17 protein-coding genes are annotated in these 17,815 nt (G+C 54.5%); 13 read left to right on the top strand and 4 right to left on the bottom strand.

Annotated elements, in window-relative coordinates; all coding sequences use genetic code 11:
- Positions 1–23: 23 nt before the first annotated feature.
- On the bottom strand, positions 24–1,016 hold the full coding sequence (locus tag HOV93_RS08880) for a DUF1559 domain-containing protein (RefSeq protein ID WP_207396131.1): 993 nt from the start codon (positions 1,014–1,016) through the stop codon (positions 24–26).
- 262 nt (positions 1,017–1,278) lie between these two features.
- Between HOV93_RS08880 and HOV93_RS08875 the strand changes: the two genes are divergently transcribed.
- From HOV93_RS08875 to HOV93_RS08835, 9 genes are all read left to right on the top strand, one after another.
- Positions 1,279–2,922, top strand: a complete 1,644-nt coding sequence (locus HOV93_RS08875) for a SulP family inorganic anion transporter (RefSeq protein WP_235990021.1) — start codon at positions 1,279–1,281, stop codon at positions 2,920–2,922.
- A gap of 176 nt (positions 2,923–3,098) precedes the next feature.
- Entirely contained in the window at positions 3,099–4,208 is a 1,110-nt protein-coding gene (locus HOV93_RS08870) for a serine hydrolase domain-containing protein (protein WP_207396130.1), read from the top strand.
- Between the two features lie 202 nt (positions 4,209–4,410).
- Positions 4,411–5,043 carry a DUF2306 domain-containing protein gene (locus HOV93_RS08865; RefSeq protein WP_207396129.1) on the top strand — a complete coding sequence of 211 codons (633 nt, stop codon included), beginning with the start codon at positions 4,411–4,413 and terminating at the stop codon, positions 5,041–5,043.
- A 2-nt stretch (positions 5,044–5,045) separates the two neighbouring features.
- Positions 5,046–6,104 (top strand): DUF1559 family PulG-like putative transporter, encoded by a 1,059-nt coding sequence (locus tag HOV93_RS08860; protein WP_207396128.1) that lies wholly within the window; start codon positions 5,046–5,048, stop codon positions 6,102–6,104.
- A complete protein-coding gene (locus HOV93_RS08855) occupies positions 6,094–7,164 on the top strand; it encodes a DUF1559 domain-containing protein (RefSeq protein WP_207396127.1) in 1,071 nt (356 codons plus the stop codon). Before HOV93_RS08860 ends, HOV93_RS08855 begins: the two co-directional genes overlap by 11 nt.
- A 16-nt stretch (positions 7,165–7,180) precedes the next feature.
- The gene (locus HOV93_RS08850) at positions 7,181–8,173 is read left to right on the top strand and encodes a DUF1559 domain-containing protein (RefSeq protein WP_207396126.1); all 993 of its coding nucleotides are present in this window, start codon (positions 7,181–7,183) and stop codon (positions 8,171–8,173) included.
- A gap of 204 nt (positions 8,174–8,377) precedes the next feature.
- On the top strand, positions 8,378–9,238 hold the full coding sequence (locus HOV93_RS08845) for a tetratricopeptide repeat protein (protein WP_207396125.1): 861 nt from the start codon (positions 8,378–8,380) through the stop codon (positions 9,236–9,238).
- A gap of 63 nt (positions 9,239–9,301) precedes the next feature.
- Positions 9,302–9,826 carry a flavodoxin gene (locus HOV93_RS08840; protein ID WP_235990018.1) on the top strand — a complete coding sequence of 175 codons (525 nt, stop codon included), beginning with the start codon at positions 9,302–9,304 and terminating at the stop codon, positions 9,824–9,826.
- 356 nt (positions 9,827–10,182) lie between these two features.
- Positions 10,183–10,599 (top strand): EamA family transporter, encoded by a 417-nt coding sequence (locus HOV93_RS08835; RefSeq protein WP_207396123.1) that lies wholly within the window; start codon positions 10,183–10,185, stop codon positions 10,597–10,599.
- Positions 10,600–10,696: 97 nt separating this feature from the next.
- On the opposite strand, the gene HOV93_RS08830 is transcribed toward HOV93_RS08835, so the two are convergent.
- From HOV93_RS08830 to HOV93_RS08820, 3 genes are all read right to left on the bottom strand, one after another.
- On the bottom strand, positions 10,697–12,061 hold the full coding sequence (locus HOV93_RS08830; protein WP_207396122.1) for a HEAT repeat domain-containing protein: 1,365 nt from the start codon (positions 12,059–12,061) through the stop codon (positions 10,697–10,699).
- Between the two features lie 36 nt (positions 12,062–12,097).
- Positions 12,098–12,745: a hypothetical protein gene (locus tag HOV93_RS08825; protein WP_207396121.1), complete on the bottom strand. Its 648-nt coding sequence runs from the start codon at positions 12,743–12,745 to the stop codon at positions 12,098–12,100.
- A 406-nt stretch (positions 12,746–13,151) separates the two neighbouring features.
- Positions 13,152–13,556, bottom strand: coding sequence for a hypothetical protein (locus tag HOV93_RS08820; RefSeq protein ID WP_207396120.1), 405 nt, complete (start codon positions 13,554–13,556; stop codon positions 13,152–13,154).
- A gap of 481 nt (positions 13,557–14,037) precedes the next feature.
- On the opposite strand from HOV93_RS08820, the gene HOV93_RS08815 reads away from it, so the two are divergent.
- The 4 genes from HOV93_RS08815 (at position 14,038) to HOV93_RS08800 (ending at position 17,648) form a co-directional block, all read left to right on the top strand.
- On the top strand, positions 14,038–15,120 hold the full coding sequence (locus HOV93_RS08815; protein WP_315853378.1) for a DUF1559 family PulG-like putative transporter: 1,083 nt from the start codon (positions 14,038–14,040) through the stop codon (positions 15,118–15,120).
- An 83-nt stretch (positions 15,121–15,203) separates the two neighbouring features.
- A complete protein-coding gene (locus HOV93_RS08810; RefSeq protein WP_207396118.1) occupies positions 15,204–15,638 on the top strand; it encodes a hypothetical protein in 435 nt (144 codons plus the stop codon).
- Positions 15,639–16,233: 595 nt separating this feature from the next.
- The gene (locus HOV93_RS08805; protein ID WP_207396117.1) at positions 16,234–17,007 is read left to right on the top strand and encodes a hypothetical protein; all 774 of its coding nucleotides are present in this window, start codon (positions 16,234–16,236) and stop codon (positions 17,005–17,007) included.
- On the top strand, positions 17,004–17,648 hold the full coding sequence (locus tag HOV93_RS08800) for a hypothetical protein (protein ID WP_207396116.1): 645 nt from the start codon (positions 17,004–17,006) through the stop codon (positions 17,646–17,648). Before HOV93_RS08805 ends, HOV93_RS08800 begins: the two co-directional genes overlap by 4 nt.
- Positions 17,649–17,815: the final 167 nt, after the last annotated feature.

Here is a 17,815-nt window from a genome sequence, read left to right as displayed (position 1 = left end):
ACCGGCAGGAAAGAGACGTGGGGTTAGTTCAAGTTGACCGGCTGGCCGTCGTCGCGTTGGCCGAGTCGTTGGTAGGCGTCGTGGTCGATCGTTTCGGCGCGAAAAGCGACCGAGCCATCACCATGGACAAACTGAGCGCCGCCGGGATGCATCGAGCGAAACCCGAACTCTAGATTCCAGTTGCACTTCGCGTAGCACGTATCACCGCCGGGGGCATCCGCCGAGTCGTAACAAGTATCGGTATTGATCGGAATCAACGTCGACACGAGCCCGCTGCCGTTGTTAGAGTTCGCCCAACCGTTGCGAGCATGAGTCGAGCAATCGGAACGAACTTCGCCGAAGTAAATAGTGTTCGATAGTCCGTCAGTCGTTTCGCTGAACTTGCCACAATATCGGTTGCCGCCACGGGTGAACGGGCCGGCAGGGTTGTCTTGGTTATGCTGGTTGTCGACCTTGAAGCCGTTGAACGCTGCACCTTGAGCGCACGAACAATTTGGATTCCCGGCACTACTCACACCGGACGGGCCGTAATTCGCAGAGTAGTTATGGGCAGCATTCGTCGTACCGGGGATGAGCCCTCCGTGGGTATCGCTGGGGCACTGGTAAGCATCGATGATGACCTCACGCACGCGAACCGTATTCGCAGGTCCATCAGCCCACTGATCGTGAACACTGGCGCTGCTTGCGAAGTCAATTTGGTTGTGAAGCGTAGCCTGTTCGATAAACGGCAGCAGGCAGGTAAACGCACCTCCGCGGGCAGGATTCGGGGAGGCAGGCGCTGACGTCGCCCACGGCATATCGTGCGCCCACAGTCCACCAGGAGGTAGCGACTGAAACGTGTCGTGATAATTGTGCATCGCCAAACCAATCTGCTTCAAATGATTGCTGCACGTCATCCGCCGAGCCGCCTCACGGGCTTGCTGAACGGCAGGTAGAAGAAGAGCAATCAGCACGCCAATGATCGCAATGACGACCAGAAGCTCCACAAGCGTGAAACCGCGATTCACATTCTTCATGATGGGGCCACAGTAAGAGAGAAAGAAAAACAAAAGAGGGATTAAAGTCTAGCGTGGCCATGCTCCATTTTAAAGAGGCCTTTGCGGCAGGAAGCTCGCCATTGCCTCTGCCGTGGCCCTGGTCTGCGAAACTTCACAAGATTTGAACTATCGTTGAAAAACTGCTTGTGGTAAACTTAGTGCCATACAAGTGATTATTTTGCTCAATAAAGGCAGGTTAACCGGTGTAGTCAATTCTCTCTCAGCGTGAAGTTCGCCCACCATGGCACGGCCCGAACGTGGATTATTCCCGCCATCGAGCCTGCGAACCATCTCTCCGCCGCTGAATGACACCGAGTTCTTAGCCCTTATTTCTACGGATCTGACGGAAGCGTCTTCCCTCGGTCCCCCTACCCAAGATTTCTACCTGGAAGAGAACGAGATGCATAAGCCAGATACCCTCCGTCAACAATGGTTTGGCAACATACCCAAGGACCTGCTCGCCGGTTTGGTCGTGGCGTTGGCCCTTATTCCCGAAGCGATCGCTTTTTCGATCATCGCCGGGGTCGACCCCAAGGTCGGCCTTTACGCTTCGTTTTGTATTGCCGCCGTCAGTGCGTTTGTCGGCGGTCGGCCCGGCATGATCTCGGCAGCGACCGGGGCGATGGCCCTGGTCATGGTCACGCTGGTAAAAGAGCACGGCCTGCAGTATCTGCTCGCCGCAACCATTTTGACGGGCATCCTGCAGATGGCCGCTGGCTACTTTAAGTTGGGCGTCTTGATGCGGTTCGTTTCCAAGTCGGTGATTACCGGGTTTGTGAATGCGTTGGCTATCCTGATCTTCATGGCTCAGCTTCCAGAACTGATCGGCGTGCCGTGGTTGGTTTACCCGATGGTCTTGGGTGGACTGGCGATCATCTACTTGCTTCCTTACGTGACCAAGACCGTTCCTTCGCCGCTGATTGCCATCTGCGTTCTGACGGTCGTCTCGGTCATGTTCGGCTTCCAGATTCGCACGGTTGGCGACATGGGGCAGCTGCCAGACAGTCTTCCTTTCTTCCTGTTGCCAGAGATTCCGTGGACGCTGGAAACGCTGCAAATCATCTTCCCGGTTTCGGTCACGCTGGCCGTGGTGGGCTTACTTGAATCGCTGATGACGGCGTCGATCGTCGATGAAATGACCGATACGCACAGCGATAAGAACCAGGAATGCGTCGGTCAAGGTTGTGCCAATATCCTCTCGGGCTTCCTCGGAGGGATGGCCGGCTGTGCGATGATCGGGCAATCGGTCATCAACGTGAAGTCAGGCGGTCGAGGTCGTCTCTCGACGCTATGTGCCGGTGTCTTCCTCTTGATCTTGATCGTGTTCCTGGGCGAATACGTTTCGATGATTCCGATGGCCGCGCTGGTCTCGGTGATGATCATGGTTTCGATCGGCACGTTTAAATGGGAATCGCTGAAGAACCTTATTCTGCATCCCAAGAGCTCGAGCGCAGTGATGGTCAGCACGGTGGTTGTTGTGGTCGCAACGCACGACCTGGCCCAAGGGGTGCTGGTTGGCGTGCTGATGTCCGGCTTCTTCTTCGCCCACAAAGTTGGTCAGATTATGGTGGTCGAAGGGGAGATGCACGAGTGCAACACCGGCAAGACCTACGCCGTCACCGGTCAGGTTTTCTTTGCCTCGGCAGACCGCTTCATCAATTCGTTTGACTATCAAGAGAAGCTCGACCGAGTCCATATCGACGTCAGTGGTGCCCACTTCTGGGATATCACCGCCATCGGGGCGCTCGACAAAGTGATCGTGAAGTACCGCCAAAAGGAAATCCACGTCGAGCTAATCGGGCTCAACGAAGCCAGCGCCCACCTGGTGGACCGCTTCGCCATTCACGACAAGCCAGACGCCGCCAAGCAGCTGGCCGGACACTAAAAAACCGCAGAAAACCAGTCGAAAAACTCCCTGCTTTCGGCACATCAAATCATAACGCATCGTAAGCTATAGTTCATAAGGCACGATGTGTTACGGTTTGTCTGTTATCGGGGATTGGTATAGTGCGAAATTTAGCTTCGGTGGTTTGTTTACTTGCGCTCTTTAGCGCATCGTTTGTGTCGACTTGCTACGCGAAATGGCCAGCCAATCAGGATGCGTTGGTCGAAAAGGTCGAGCAGATTCGTCGCGATAACGCCATCCCTGGTGTCGTTGTCCTGCTGCGTAACGGCGACCACCAGTGGCTACAGGCGTTTGGTGTGGCCGACTTGAAGACCAAGCAGCCGATGCAGACCGACATGGCGTTTCGTGCTGGGTCGAATACCAAGACGATGACCGCGACTGTCATTCTTCAACTCGTCCAAGAAGGCAAGCTGAAGCTCGAAGATAAGGTCTCGAAGTTCTTCGACAATGTCCCCCAAGGGGATGAAGTCACGATCGCCGACCTGCTTGATATGCGTAGCGGCATTGCGAACTACAGCGAGATAAAATCGTTCAATCAAACCCTGGACGAGCAACCCGATAAGACGTACTCGCCGCAGCAGTTGATTCAGCTTGGCATCGAGCAAAAAGCCATGTTCAAGCCAGGCTCGAAGTACTTCTACTCCAACACCAATTACGTCATGCTCGGCGTGTTGATCGAGCGGATGACCGAGATGCCGTTGGAAGAAGTATTCCAACAGCGGATCTTCACCCCGTTGAAGCTGACGCGGACATCGATGCCAGCCAAGGATGACAACCAGCTTCCCCCTCCGTTCGCCCATGGCTATATGTTCGGCACGAACGTGAACTCTGAATTGACCGAGCAAGAGCAGAAGCAAGCCGTGGCCGGTAAGCTGCTACCCAGCGACATGACCCTGGCGAATCCTTCGTGGGCCTGGGCGGCCGGCGCGGCGATCTCCACAGCCGACGACTTGGCCGACTATGTCGAGGTGCTCATCGGTGGCGGACTGTTGGATGAATCGATGCAAGCCAAGCGATTGGCAAGCATCCGTCCGGCAAATCCTGACGACCCGCAAAGCGCCGGCTATGGCCTCGGCATCGCGCAGATGGGACCGATGATCGGACACGACGGCTCACTGCCAGGTTATCAATCCTTCATGGGCCACGATCCGAAAACGGGACTCACGATGATTGTGCTGACCAACCTGCAAGACACCCCAGGGGGTGAGATGGCCGCGAACGTCATCGCTAAAGATTTAATTCAAATGATGGCACCGGCCAAGTAAACGGTCGTTGGCAATTTGATCGACTCGCACGGCAACTTCGGTTATCCTCCAGAGTGGGCCAGGCCTACCACTTGCGTGGCCCCACTCGTCTTGAATCTATTCGGATAACCTTGTCGGAGGCGGCCCTCGCCGCAGGATCGTGAAGGCGCATGGCTCGTCATCGCGTGCTCGAACCCTAAAAGCACTTGCCGCAGGTGCCCTCGTGCTGCTACTGGGCAAGGTGCTTTTCTCGATCGTGGCAGAGTACGTCAACTACTTTCCGCTCAACTTTGATGCCGTCTTCCTGCTGGGACGCGAAGAGTCGTTTCGCGGAATCTATTCACCGGCGTTCTTTGTACATATCATCGCGTCGCCGATTGCCCTGCTGCTGGCCGCCTATTTAATGCTTAGCGGCAAACGCAAATCGCACGGCACGTGGCACCGTCGTCTGGGCAAGGCTCAGTTGTTTCTGGTTTTGGGCCTGGTTGCTCCGAGTGGCTTGGTCATGGCGTTCTGGGCTTTCACCGGGCCGATCGCCGGAGTTGGTTTTGGCCTGCAGGCGATTGCCACTGCCGCGACCGTAGTGATGGCGGCGAGGTACGCGATGCAGCGAAACTTCCCTGTTCACCAGCGTTGGGCTACGCACTGCTTTTTGCTGCTGGTCGCTCCCCTGCTCTTTCGGATTGTTGCTGGCACTTTGATCGTCACCGAGTCCGAAAGCTTCATGGCCTATCAAGTCAATGCCTGGCTGAGCTGGATCGTGCCGATGGCTACTTACGAAGCCGTCCGCTGGCGGAAAAAGCGGAAATCAGCGACGAAGAAAACAACCCCCGACATGCAACTGCAGGAGGCCTAGTTATGACAACCAACGACGAAACGCGAAACGGCTTCACACTAAAGGAACTGTTCGCCGTGACGTTCATCATCGCGGCGATCCTCTTCTTTTGTGTGCTTCCATTCGGTCGCCGGGGAGGTGTCCGGGAAGCAGCACGGCGGATGCAATGCACGAATAACATGAAGCAAATCCTTCTTGCCTTACATAACTATCACGATACTTTTAATCAATTTCCCATGGCGATGGGTGGAACCGGTGCTGGTGGAAACGAAAACCGGCTCAATGCATTGATTGCACTGGTTCCGTTCATGGAAAGTAGCTCTGTCTATGACCAGATCATTTCAGGCTCGTACGGAGCACCTCCCGGCGGACCGGCGCCTTGGGACAAGACGTTCCCGCCGTGGCAGTTTGAAATGGACTCCTATAATTGCCCTGCCGCCTACAGCGAAGGTAAGGACTATCAGCCGACCAACTACGCGTTTTGTATTGGGGATGTGACGAGCGACATTCATCAACTGCCCAAGCCTCGGGGAGCATTTGCACCTGGATTGTTTACCCGTTTTGATGACATCACGGACGGCACCTCGAATACGATCGCCATGGCTGAAATGGGCACGGAGTATAGGCTTCAGGTTCAAGGGCAGTACGCAGTGAATCTCCCGAAAACAATACTCACCGACCCCGGCATCTGCTGGCGAACGGTCGACAGCGGACGGAAGTACTACCAAAGGAAAGTTGGCCTGCACGATCGAGGCCGCGGTTATAACTGGGTTGACGGAGCTGCCGGACCGGGGCTGGTCAACACGATCTTGCCGCCCAATAGCCCCAGCTGCGCGGTTGGTGGACTGGAAGCGGTGGACGGGGTTTATTCCGCCGGCAGTCAGCACCCTGGTGGCTGCTTGGTAGCTTTCGTCGATGGCAGCGTGCAGTTCGTTTCCGAGGAAGTCGACGCCGGTGATTCGGCCTTGGCACCTCCAACAGTCGAAGACTTCGCCGACCAGAGTCATGCCAGCCCATTTGGTGCGTGGGGAGCGATGGGAACGATCTCTGGAAGCGAGGCAGTCGGCCGTGATGATCTATAGCAGGTACTTCGTAAAACGCCCCACTCGCAGCGGCTTCTCACTGAAGGAACTGCTGGTGGTGATCGTTATCATTTCGGCTGGCCTCTTTCTCTTGCTGCCCAGCTTGCATCAGGGACGCGGCCAAGCCAGGCGAGCCATCTGCCAGGGGCACCTCAAACAAATGGTTTTAGCGCTGCACAACTTTCACGATACCTACGGACATCTCCCTTCGGCCATGGGCGGTACCGGCGTCGGAGGGAACGAGGGGCGTCTTAGCGGGATGGTCGAACTGCTGCCTATGATTGAACAATCAGCACTGTACGAAGTAATCCAGCGGGGAGATCCGGCAGCTGGCATTCCGCCGGGTGGGCCGGTTCCTTGGGATCGAAGCTATCCGCCTTGGCAAACTCGTCAGCAGTACCTGCAATGTCCATCCGCGGAAGACGGTGCGCAGGATTTTCAGTCGACCAACTACGCATTTTGTATTGGGGATGTCGCGGCGGATATCCATCAACTGCCCAAATTACGTGGCGCGTTCGCCCCCGGCTTGAAGGCGACCTTCGACGATATCTTGGACGGCATGTCCAACACAATCGCCCTTGCCGAGATCGGTACCGTTCAGCAGCGCGACGTCCAGGGACAATACGCGATCGACCTTCCGGCCAGCATCTTAAGCGATCCGGCAATCGGCCTGCAGACCCTGAGCGTCAACCAGCAAACGTATCGAAATGATGTTTCACTCCATAAGTATGGCCGTGGCTACAACTGGGTCGACGGTGCGGCCGGGCCTGGTTTGGTTAATACAATTCTGCCACCCAACGGCCCCAGCTGCGCGGTCGGTGGAAAAGGTCCTGTCGACGGAATTTACTCTGCCGGTAGTTATCATCCCGGCGGCGTGAACGTCGCGTTCTGTGACGGAAGTGTTCATTTCATCACCGATGATATTGATTGTGGCAACGTATCTGCCGCACCACCCACGGCCCAGGCCTACGACCAGCAATCGATCGCCAGTCCGTTCGGCTTGTGGGGAGCGATGGGCACCATTGACGGTGAAAAACAGTTCACGGCAAACGATCACTAAACTGAAAGGCAGACTCATGAAAAGCACGTCTTTGAAACCCACTCGTCGCGGTTTCACGATTGTTGAGTTGTTTGTCGTGATAGGCATTATCGGATTGCTTTTGGCCTTGCTGTTGCCAGCGACACGAGGTTCTCGCGAGGGAGTTCGTCGTATACAGTGCCAGAATCAACTGAGGCAAATTGGCTTAGGCGTGCATAACTATCACGATATCTTCAACTCGTTGCCCAGTTGTTCCAGCGGCAATCGCCGGAGCGGTTTGATTGCCCTGTTACCGATGATTGAGCAAGCCGAGCTGTACGAAACGATCATGGCCCCCTTAACGATCGACGGTCAGACTTATCCCGCGATGGGGCCTGACCCGTGGGTCGAAACGTACGAGCCGTGGGCGACGCAATTGCATGAGTTGGTTTGTCCCTCGGATCCGGCCGATTATTCGCGTCCGTGGGGAGCAACCAGCTATGTCTTTTGCATTGGGGACACGACCAACATTTACCATCAACAGGAACATCATCGTGGGCCATTTTCGCCTGGCCAGTGGACGCACCTGCACGATGTAAAGGATGGCACTTCCAATACCGTGATGCTGGGCGAGATCCTCATCGACTCTCAGGTGATTGCTCAAACATCAGCCGAGTTGGCCAACGCTCAGCTTTGCTTTGACACGAAAATGGAGTCGGCCTCGCTCGACATCGCCGCTCGTAAACGCGGCTACAGTTGGGCCGACGGCGCGGCAGGACCGGCGATGTTCAATACGATCTTGCCGCCCAATCGCCCCAGTTGCGGCTTGAGCGGAACCGAAGCGGTCGACGGAATCTATAGCCTGGGCAGTTATCATCCGGGTGGCGCTCAGGTTGTAATGGCCGATGGCGCGGTCCGCTTTATTGCCGAGGACATCGATACGGGCAATCTTAGTCAGTCTTCGCGGCCGGCAAGTTCCTCTGATTCCAGTCCCTACGGTGTTTGGGGTTCGCTCGGAAGCATTGCCGGGCAGGAATCACTTGAATACTGAAGCCCTAGTGCAGCTTGAAAAGCCCTTTGGATCGTTCGTCTTTTAGGAGACTGGGTGACTATAAAGGCAATGTCTGTAGCCACTTGTGTCAAATTCAGGAAATCAGTTGCCAGCCGCGGAAACAAGCGATAGAATTAGTGCAACTGAGACTCAGTATCTAAAGCGAGCCCCCGGGCGGATTCTTCCGCTAGCTAGCCATGGGTGATGTTGCGGGTCGAGCGTTTTGCTCATCCGTCGCATCGCGGTCTCTGGGCTGTGGTGATGGTTGGGTATGTCGTCGCCGGCATGCGAAATCATCACATGGTTTCTCCTTACTTTCTATCGTGCGAGAGTGAAATGGCTTGTGCTGAAAGCGCCTATCACCGGGCATTGTGTTATTACTACCACGGCAGCTACGTCGAAGCGGTTGATGTGCTGCAGCTTCATTTAGAACACCACCCCGACGATCCTTCCGCCTGGGAGTTGAAAGGGGTGCTCTGTCATGCGTTGTGCGACTTCGAGCCTGGCAAGGTGGCCTTAGAGCATGCCCGAACATTGCAGGGGCTTTCGGTGTCTGGGCAATTGGCTCTTGCGGATTGCTATGCCAACGTCCAGCAACCCCAGATGGCGGTGGCTATCTATTGCCGGTTGGCTCAACTGCCGATCGAAGACGCGGAAGTCCTTTCACGCCTGGCCCGGGGCCTGGGGATGGTCCAGCAGTATGCATTGGCCGCTGACGTGTGCCAAAGGGCGTGCCACGTTGATCTTGATTCCCACAATGCCCGATATGGGGTGGCGTACTACATGTCGAAAGCGGACTACCCGGCGGAGCTGATTCAACCGATTTTAGTAGCCGCGATCGCCATGGCACCGCAGGTCTTCTTTTACCGGGTCGCGCTGGTGACGGTCCTGTCGCGGCTGCATCAAAACGAAAAGGCCTATCTGGCCATCGCGGATGCCACGACACAAGAGATTCAATCGTTGAAGTGTACGTGTTGTTTGCAGCGTCTTGCGCAACTCTATCGCGAAGCAGGCGACCAGCACCGGGCAGGCCTTTGCTGTCGTCGCTTGGGTATTTCTTTGTAATTGCGCGAAACTTCGTATCGATCATTGAAAACATTCTTTTTGAAGTGTGAGGAAACAATGGATATGTCGATGGCCATTTTTTACGGATCGACTACCGGAAACACCGAAGGCGCGGCCCAACGCATGAAGGAGCTGCTCGGAGATTGCGTTGCCGATGTTGTCGACGTTTACAAAGCCAAGCCGGAAGATCTACTGAAGTACGATATCTTGCTGTTGGGTATCTCGACGTGGAATGTGGGAGAGCTGCAAGCCGACTGGGACGGTTTTTTGCCGAAGTTAGCCGGTCTCGATCTGACCGGTAAAAAGGTCGCTTTCTTCGGAATGGGGGATGCCGTCGGGTACCCCGATAACTATCTCGATGCGATGGGCGAGTTGTGGGAAACCATTCAAAAGTTAGGCTCGCCTGAACTGATTGGCATCTGGCCGACCGATGGCTACGAGTTCGATGATTCTCGCGGGCTGCTAGACGATACGCACTTCGTTGGTCTGGGCCTGGACGATGACAATCAGTGGGAGCTAACCGAAGAACGCATTCAAGCTTGGCTCGCCCAGGTCGTTCAGGAGGCGGGCATCGTCGAGTCAGCCTAAGGGGATGTAGGTAATCGACGATGCCGTGAGACCCACCTGACGCAAGAACTGTCAGGTGGGTCTTCGCGGTTTGGGGGACCACCGCTGGCGATTGATTCTTGAGGGCTGTGTCTGGCCGATCGGCAGAGCCTCTACTTCATTGCTTCCAATTGCGTCAGCAGCGCCTCGGCGCGCATCGCATGACGAGGTTTCCTTGTTTCCGAGGAATAGAAGAGGCGTTTTCCGTCAGCTTATGGCAATGCCGTTGCTTAGGCAAAGGATTTGTTGACGAGCAGAAATCTAGGAAACGCTTGAACCGATTCACGGCGAATCGCATACTACGAGGCGAACGATTTCGCTGACAAGGATATGTAACGATGAATTGGTTTCACTGGGCGTTACTGGCCGCCGTGTTCGCTGGCATCACGGCCGTGCTTGCCAAAGCAGGTACCAGCCAGGTTGAGCCCAATCTGGCGACGGCCATTCGCACGTGCGTCGTCCTGGTGTTGGCCTGGGGAATTGTCTTGGCCACCGGCATGCCAGCGTGGCGCTCGCTTTCGGGCAACGCCATTCTTTTTCTCGCTCTGTCAGGCTTGGCAACGGGCGCGTCGTGGCTGTGCTATTTTCAAGCACTGAGCCTCGGTCCGGCGTCTTCGGTTGCTCCGGTCGACAAGCTGAGTGTTGTCTTCGCGATCGCTTTGGCGGCGATCTTTCTCGGAGAGAAACTGGCCTGGCAGCACTGGGTCGGTGGGCTATTGATCGTCGGCGGAGCGGCGATCATTGCTTGGAAGTAGCCACCGTAGATGAATCAGATTATCGGCTCTCGCCACTTGGCCTGTGGGCGTTCCGCAATAGACGGCACAGGCACTGGAAACACGATGAAGCAACGGCTTACTTGCCGGAGCTTTTCATCTTTTCAAGCAACTCGCTGGCGGCCTTTTGAAGGACCGGGTTGTCTGATTTGGCAGCGGCAGCGACCACGGGCGAAACTTCCTTTTGGGTTGCTTCCGAATCGCCGTCGATGTGGACCAGAGCCCAAGCACACAGCAGTCGCATCGATGCGTCTTTGGTGTTCTGCATTGTTTTCACAAGTGCAGGCTGGGCGGCTTTCGCTGCCGGACCGATGCGTCCTAAGGTCAATGCCGAGTTATGGGCGATTGTCCCTTGTCCATTTTCCAACGCTTTGGCCAATTGAGGTACGGCCGCATTGGCGTCAGGACCAATTTTGCCAAGGGTAACGACTGCTTCGTTGGCTACGCGGACATTGTCGCCGTCGATGAGCTTGGCCAAGGCCGCCGTGGCCGAAGCGCCTTTGGGACCCATGTCGCCGATGATCAGAACCGCGTCGTATTGAACGCTGGGGTGCTGGAGGGCTTCGGTCAGAAGCTCGATCGCATCAGGCCCCATCGTTGCTAACACGTTCAACGCGTTACGCACAACGGGAACTTCAGCCATGCTCAAGTCACTTTTGATTGCTTGCTTCAATAGCTCGGGCGGGGCTTTCAGCGATACGAGTCCTTGCGAAGCCATCGCTCGAACCAGTGGGTATGGGGAACTCAATTCAGCGGCCAGACGCTGGATTGCTTCCTGGTTCATCTGTTTGTCTGCTGGATTCGAGCGAGCGAGAGCCCAGACACTAACCAGTGACAACATGCCTTTTTTGCGGGTATTGGCGCGAAGTTGCTGGGTGGCATCCTCCGGCATTTTGCCGATGCGGCCTAATGTGTAAACGGCGGCAATTTGAAGTTGTTCGTCGTCGAGCTGCTTGGCGATCAGGTCGGTGTATTGCTCGGCTGCTTTGGGCATCGCGGCCAGCGAAAGCAGTGCCTCGCGGCGAATCTCGCCTTTGCCGTTCTCTAGTACGTTGGCCAAAGCCGGAGCAGCATCGGCTGCTTTGGGGCCCAGTTCACGCAAGATCAAGCATGCCCAGAATGCGGCTTTGTCGTTCTTCAAAGCTTCGGTCAAACCGGGCACCGCAGGCGAACCTGCATCGGCGATGGCATTCATCACACGCAGACGCACGGCCGGATCCGAGTCTTCCAAAAGCTTGGTAAACAGCGGGATGGTGACCTTCGGTCCAGGATTGCTAGCGATCAAGGCCGCGATCGCTTTTCGCCGAACGGTGGGGTCTGCATTAGCAGTTGCCTGGACGAGGGCGTCGACCGATGGTTTGGCAGCTTCATCCGCAGCAGCGAAAGGTAGCCAGGTAGCCGAAGTCAGGACAGTTAATGCGAATAGGGTTGCAAGTCGAATCACGACGATAATCTCCAAAGCTAAAACGCAAACTACTGACTACGGCAATTGAGTTTGACAGGTCGAGTAAAGCAGTTGTTTCAAAAAGTCGTAGGCCGTCATGTACTGTTGTGGGGGAACCTTGGTGATGCCACGTTTCAGCGTCACGGCCATTTGTTCGATGGCCTCGGTGAACTGTTGGGCGTCTTGGGCACCGAGCATGCCGTTGGCCGACTTTTTCTTGAGCAACGATTCCACGACTTGCTCTTGCTTTGCGAAGTCGGGGTATTGCAGCAGGCGAGGCCAATTGAGCTTGCCAGATTCCTTGTCGACACTTCCCGCAGGAAGGCCTTTAGGGGCTTCGGAGTGGGCCAGGTGTACCAGCTGCTCTTCGGTTGGGCGGGGGTGCTTCTTCGCCTCGTAGGCGTCGCGTTGAGCCCGCATTTGGAAATACGTGTCGGCGTATTGCTGGTGATTAGCAATCTCTTGGCTCTGGGCCTGGGTCATATTGATTGCCGCTTCCGAGCTCTGCAAATTGTACGAGCCCTGGGCACTGACCACGTTGGCCATCCCATCTAGCGCGCCTTCGGCCGCCGTCGATGCATGCCCATAGTCGCCATAAAGCGGCACCATCGGGGCAACATAGTCTTGTGCAAAAACAGGAGAAGTTGCCAAAAAGCAACATACCGTTAGTAGGAGTGGTCTCATTGAAACGCCCTTCGTGTCGATCGCGTCGTATTTCTACAAAGCATACGACGTAACTTGGAAAGAGGTATTCAGTTAAGTCGGCAAAGTTCAGGTTAACAAGCATTTTCTAGGCAAGGGCCTGTAAATTCGTACAACAATCACGAAATACTCACGAGAAAAGGCCAGGAATGCCCCCCTAATACGTGATATTACCTGCTCGATCGAGCGGCAAACGCGCTGCGTTCCCCTTGCCCCCTACTCGCACAGAGAGGGTTAGGCTGAGAGGGCACCCAGCCCGATGGCAGCGCATGCGTCGACGATGTTCACGAACATTTTGGAACGTGTTTCTGCGATCTTCGTCAACTGTTGTTCAGGAATCCTTCGCCCTAGCCCTCTCCCTTCAAGGGAGAGGGGGACCAGATTGTCGTTAGGGTGGGCCGCGTTCTTGGGTGTTATGCTGCCCAGGTTCCTTGCCGTCGCCTGCGTGGGTTGTGCCTGGTTGGGCCGAGCCTATTTTGGCTCGACGGTTGGTCTGTCTTGTCCGCTGGCGCACCGGTGCCTTCTGGGCCTGCAAACGAGATCGCCGACGCAATGTAGGTGCGCGTGGGTTTGTGTTTGGCTTCGCAGGCGGCAGACTCTCTTCGTCGGGATCATCTTCTGCTTCTCGCGCGTCGAGCTCCCGCTGTAGTCGGTCGATCTCTAACTGCTTCAAGCGAAGCTCTTCCTGAAGTTGTCGGTAAAGCGCCTTCATGCGATCGGCGATTGAGGTGGCTGAACTTGTATTCGCACAGGCAGGGTTCGTTTGAATAGGCGTTTTGATGGAGTTGGACATAGCGATATTGCTTTCGAATGGGAGTGTCATGCCGACATCTGTGTGGGCATGTCTTGGAAAGTGAAGAAGTTCGATAGGCAGCCCGTGTTAGCAGGGCTGCCGAATGCGTCTGCCCAAGAAGATTTGGGCAAGGCAGTTAGGTCCTTACAAGCGAGATGGAATTCACGCAGGACCGAGTAGAAAATCATGGTTTCGGGGAAGCATCCCCATTGATGTATGTATGTATGTATACCATCCCGGTGGGTCGTATGGCTAGTGCGCGCGCCGATTTTTTTTCACATTCAGAAGTCTTTGCGCAATAGGCGCGATCCATCCTGCTTTGTTGAACCAACCGATTGCGACGGGCAGGGAAAATTGAATACCGCCTATTTTGCATAGCAAATCTATTGCTTTTTAGTACTACCAAGAGAAGAATATGGCTACCTTCTTCGTGGGGGTTCTTTTCTCTTTTTTAAACGTCTTTTTTTTCAAGGTTTGTTACGTGACTCTAGTCATCAACAAAGGTCGATGCGTCTCGCGACGAGCATTTACGTTAGTCGAGCTGTTAGTTGTTATTGCCATTATCGGCGTTTTGATTGCGCTGTTGCTCCCGGCCGTTCAACAGGCTCGTGAAGCTGCCCGGCGATCCGAGTGTTCTAACAATCTCAAGCAGATGGGGCTGGCCGTTCATAATTTTCATGACACGTTCAACGGGATTCCCTGGCTTACGCGCGGAGGCGGCCGGGGTAGTTTCTTCGTCGAGCTCTACCGGTTTGCCGAACAGGCGAACGCCTACGAGTTACTCAATGGGGGGAACTCCGCTGGAACCAAAACCGGCATGGCGAAGTCCTTTCATACGAACTGGGATCTTCTGACTGCCGACGAAAGATCGGCGCTCGCATCCATTGATTTCATGACCTGCCCCTCGCGACGAAGCGGCGACGGCAATGCAATGAAAGATACCGGTAACGGTCGTGGCCCCTTGAGCGATTACGCAGTGGTTTTGTTGGTCGATGCCAGCAACAAAGTGCCACAAGGTGATTTCAGCACCAATGAAGGGCAAATCTACTTCATCTGGGATGCGTGCGAAACGAACCACGTAGAAAATCAAAAGGGGGGCGTTCGCCTGGCAAAGACACCTTCCGGTTGTGGAACGATCACCGGCGATGACCTTTATCGCAGCCCCAGCCCGCGTGACTCGTTCGCTTATATCACCGACGGGTTGAGTAACACTTTTATTGTCGGTGAAAAGCATGTTCGTCAGGAATACGATGCGTTTGGCAAGTGCTGCGATGGAATGATGCAGGATGGCAGCTACGCCTATGCCCAAGGCAATTGGCAGGAATACAACGTCGCACGAACAATTGCTTATGGTTTAGCACGTGGACCGAAGGATGTTCGAGACACCGACGGAGACGGCGACCTAGGGGGGCCTGATCGTGACATCGCGATGGGAAGTTGGCACCCAGGCGTATCTCAGTTTCTGAGGGCCGATGGCTCGGTTTCCGCGGTCTCTGTGAGTGCCTCGCGGACAACGCTCAATCAAATGGGGCATGCGACTGACGGACAAGTCTCCTCGTTCTAAACGTAACTTAACAGATGCCTGGCAAAGACTAGATCAGCTGTGATCTGGTCTTTCTTTCAGGTCAAGATAGATGGAATCTCAGAATGAATGCTCAAGCCTTGTTGACCCTTGGCATATGCTTCGCAATTGTCGGCTGCTTTGGTTGCGGTGCTTCAAATACAACGGCCGTTACCGGCTCGGTGACGTTCGAGGATGGTAGTCCTTTAACTTCGGGTACGATCATTTTCGAGAATTCGGCATCCTCTAGTTCCGCCGATATCCAGTCGGATGGTTCGTTCACGATGGGTACGTTTTCGACCGGCGACGGTGTCGTGCCCGGTACCTATGGGGTAGCAATTGCTTCGTACGGTGGCGGAGACGAGGTTTGGGACGAGGCGAGCCAGTCGTACAAGCGGACTTCTCGGCGGGTCTCTCAGGTTGAGGAATCGTTCACCAGCCCGCGAACCTCGGGACTGACCGCGGAAGTGAAGCCTGGAAACTCGTCCACGCTCGACTTCGTGGTCCGCAAGCCACGCTAGACGCTTCTTTTCCTAGCGAAAAAACGGATAGGGGCGTGCTCAACTCCCCTTCTGAGGTTCGCCCTTGCCCCGAAATCCCAGCCTCTGCTAACATCCCTCGCGCGATCGGGCTCGCCGGCGTTTCGCCTTCCCGACTAGAGCCTGGGTGCCACGCCCAAGTCCGCTTGGGCGTGTGGGTTAGAGCGTTGGCTTGAACCTACTACGGATTCAGGGCAAACTAAAGTGCATGCCCACTTCTCACAGAAAAAGACGCCGAATCTACGATACGCCGGGCGACCCTCACTTCGTCACATTCTCTTGCTATCAACGTCAAAGATTTCTGAGTAAGGATAGAACTTGTCAGTACTTCGTTGAAGCAATTGCTAAGGTGAACGGTTCCCTGGCCAGTGTCTTGGAAGCTGAATAACGGTTGGCACGCGAGTACCCCTTTTCGCACTGGCGAGACGCAATCGGCACAATTTGAGATGGGGAATAAGGAGGGAATGTTGACCGTGCCCTCCAGTCAACGATGACTCGTAATTGAAATTAGTTTCTCTTCTGTTATACAGAGTGGATGAATCAATGATTATGTTGCTGCAGTTGAATGGAAGATGCTATGAGAATTGAAGGCGTAGAGTTGGATCGTATTTCATTCTATGATTCGACACTCTTTGCGATCCGCTGTACTAGACGTGTGCAGCCACTGTTTAATCTTAACGACAATCTCAGAGTATGTGGCAAATACATTGTCCTGCAGGAAGAGGCTTTATCCCTCGCTGAGGAAGTAATTCAGCTGCAGCCCGACCTCAGCCATTATTTGTTTCGTGGGCTTAAGAATTATTTGGGGCCACTTAATGAGGCGTGTGCTCTCTCAGCTGGTAGCGAAACTTCCAATGCAACAGCCACGTCAATTGTGCGGTCAGTTCAATCAGTAATTGATTGGATGTATGACAATCCTACGAACAATCCAGCGTATGCGATCGATGCTTCAATTGTTGCCGGAACAGCGGTGGATAAGTCGTTCTTCAAAACAGTGCAAGGTGATTTTTTTCAGTATAGAACGTACTTGGACGAAGTTCTTTTGCCCGGGGCATTACCGAAATTGGATTGGGCTTCGCTATGGTCGGATGTTTCGCCATTTTGGTTCAAGATGAGCCAGCAACTTCAGCAGGATGTCTTACAAAATGAAACCCGTGAGAAAGTTAATGGCGAGTTGCTTAGTCCCCCAATGATCGAGATCATCTGGGATCCAGAGATTATTTCTCATGAGGAATACTCTGATATCGTCAAAGCTTTGGGGGATCTTGCTCGTAGCCAGGGGGCACTTGGGGTTGAACGAATTCGATCAACGTCGTGTGACGTTCCGACCTCTGAAGGAGCTCTACTTTGAGTATAGGAGATGAGAATAACAGTGATGAATCGTCAACTTTGCAAGTTGACGCCTATGGAATTAAGACCAGCATCAAAGCGAGGCCGAGCCCAAGTTCTGAAGAGCCTCCCCAGACTTGGCTGGAAGTATGGGGGAGAATCAATCGATCAATTATGCGAATTACGTGTGAGCCATTTATGTTGGTTGCTGATACTCTATCTGCGACTCGCAGCTTTGTGAGAGGCTTCGGCAATCTTCCGGATTACTGGCAGCGCAAAGTACAGTTGTCTCACTACATCGCTGAGGAACGCGAGGCAGAAGCCCAACAGATCGCACTTAGCTCAAAATCTAATTCTAATGTGGATGAAGAGGCGAATAGAGTGGCTGTAGCACACGTTCGTGAACTCATCGAGAACTTAAGATCACGAGGCGTGCCATGTCAAATCATTAAAAAGCCTGATGGGACACTTGTGCTGGCCATTGTGCATGCAGATCAGGTGGACACAGTGCTTTCGTCAGAGGTTATTAGTTCAGAAACTTCATCCAGTAGTCGTGCTGGAGTAACTGGGACGGCAATTGCAGGTGCCCATCGAGCAGAAGATTCGATTGATAATTCGTCAACAAATCGAGAGGACCCAGACTTGGATTTAGAAATCGACTAGAGAAATTGTTTTTCCTCAAAGGTGCGCAGAGGCTAGGACTTTGCAACAATCAAATGAGGTATCGCATTCCCCTTGCCCCGAAATCCCAGCCTCTGCTAACATCCCTCGCGCGATCGGGCTCGCCGGCGTTTCGCCTTCCTGACTAGAGCCCCCTATTTCCTTCGAGT

It is taken from the genome of Bremerella alba (genome assembly GCF_013618625.1).
In the GTDB taxonomy this organism is placed as follows: domain Bacteria; phylum Planctomycetota; class Planctomycetia; order Pirellulales; family Pirellulaceae; genus Bremerella; species Bremerella alba.
Note: the sequence above shows the minus strand (reverse complement) of the source record. Positions and strands in the feature narration are given on the sequence as shown.

Bases quoted from the DNA above. Each gene is read 5' to 3' on its own strand.
- HOV93_RS08855 (WP_207396127.1), top strand. From the start codon at position 6,094: ATGATCTATAGCAGGTACTTCGTAAAACGCCCCACTCGCAGCGGCTTC.
- HOV93_RS08860 (WP_207396128.1), top strand. From the start codon at position 5,046: ATGACAACCAACGACGAAACGCGAAACGGCTTCACACTAAAGGAACTG.
- HOV93_RS08875 (WP_235990021.1), top strand. From the start codon at position 1,279: ATGGCACGGCCCGAACGTGGATTATTCCCGCCATCGAGCCTGCGAACC.
- HOV93_RS08850 (WP_207396126.1), top strand. From the start codon at position 7,181: ATGAAAAGCACGTCTTTGAAACCCACTCGTCGCGGTTTCACGATTGTT.
- HOV93_RS08845 (WP_207396125.1), top strand. From the start codon at position 8,378: ATGTTGCGGGTCGAGCGTTTTGCTCATCCGTCGCATCGCGGTCTCTGG.
- HOV93_RS08835 (WP_207396123.1), top strand. From the start codon at position 10,183: ATGAATTGGTTTCACTGGGCGTTACTGGCCGCCGTGTTCGCTGGCATC.
- HOV93_RS08880 (WP_207396131.1), bottom strand. From the start codon at position 1,016: ATGAAGAATGTGAATCGCGGTTTCACGCTTGTGGAGCTTCTGGTCGTC.
- HOV93_RS08825 (WP_207396121.1), bottom strand. From the start codon at position 12,745: ATGAGACCACTCCTACTAACGGTATGTTGCTTTTTGGCAACTTCTCCT.
- HOV93_RS08805 (WP_207396117.1), top strand. From the start codon at position 16,234: ATGAGAATTGAAGGCGTAGAGTTGGATCGTATTTCATTCTATGATTCG.
- HOV93_RS08820 (WP_207396120.1), bottom strand. From the start codon at position 13,556: ATGTCCAACTCCATCAAAACGCCTATTCAAACGAACCCTGCCTGTGCG.
- HOV93_RS08840 (WP_235990018.1), top strand. From the start codon at position 9,302: ATGTCGATGGCCATTTTTTACGGATCGACTACCGGAAACACCGAAGGC.
- HOV93_RS08810 (WP_207396118.1), top strand. From the start codon at position 15,204: ATGAATGCTCAAGCCTTGTTGACCCTTGGCATATGCTTCGCAATTGTC.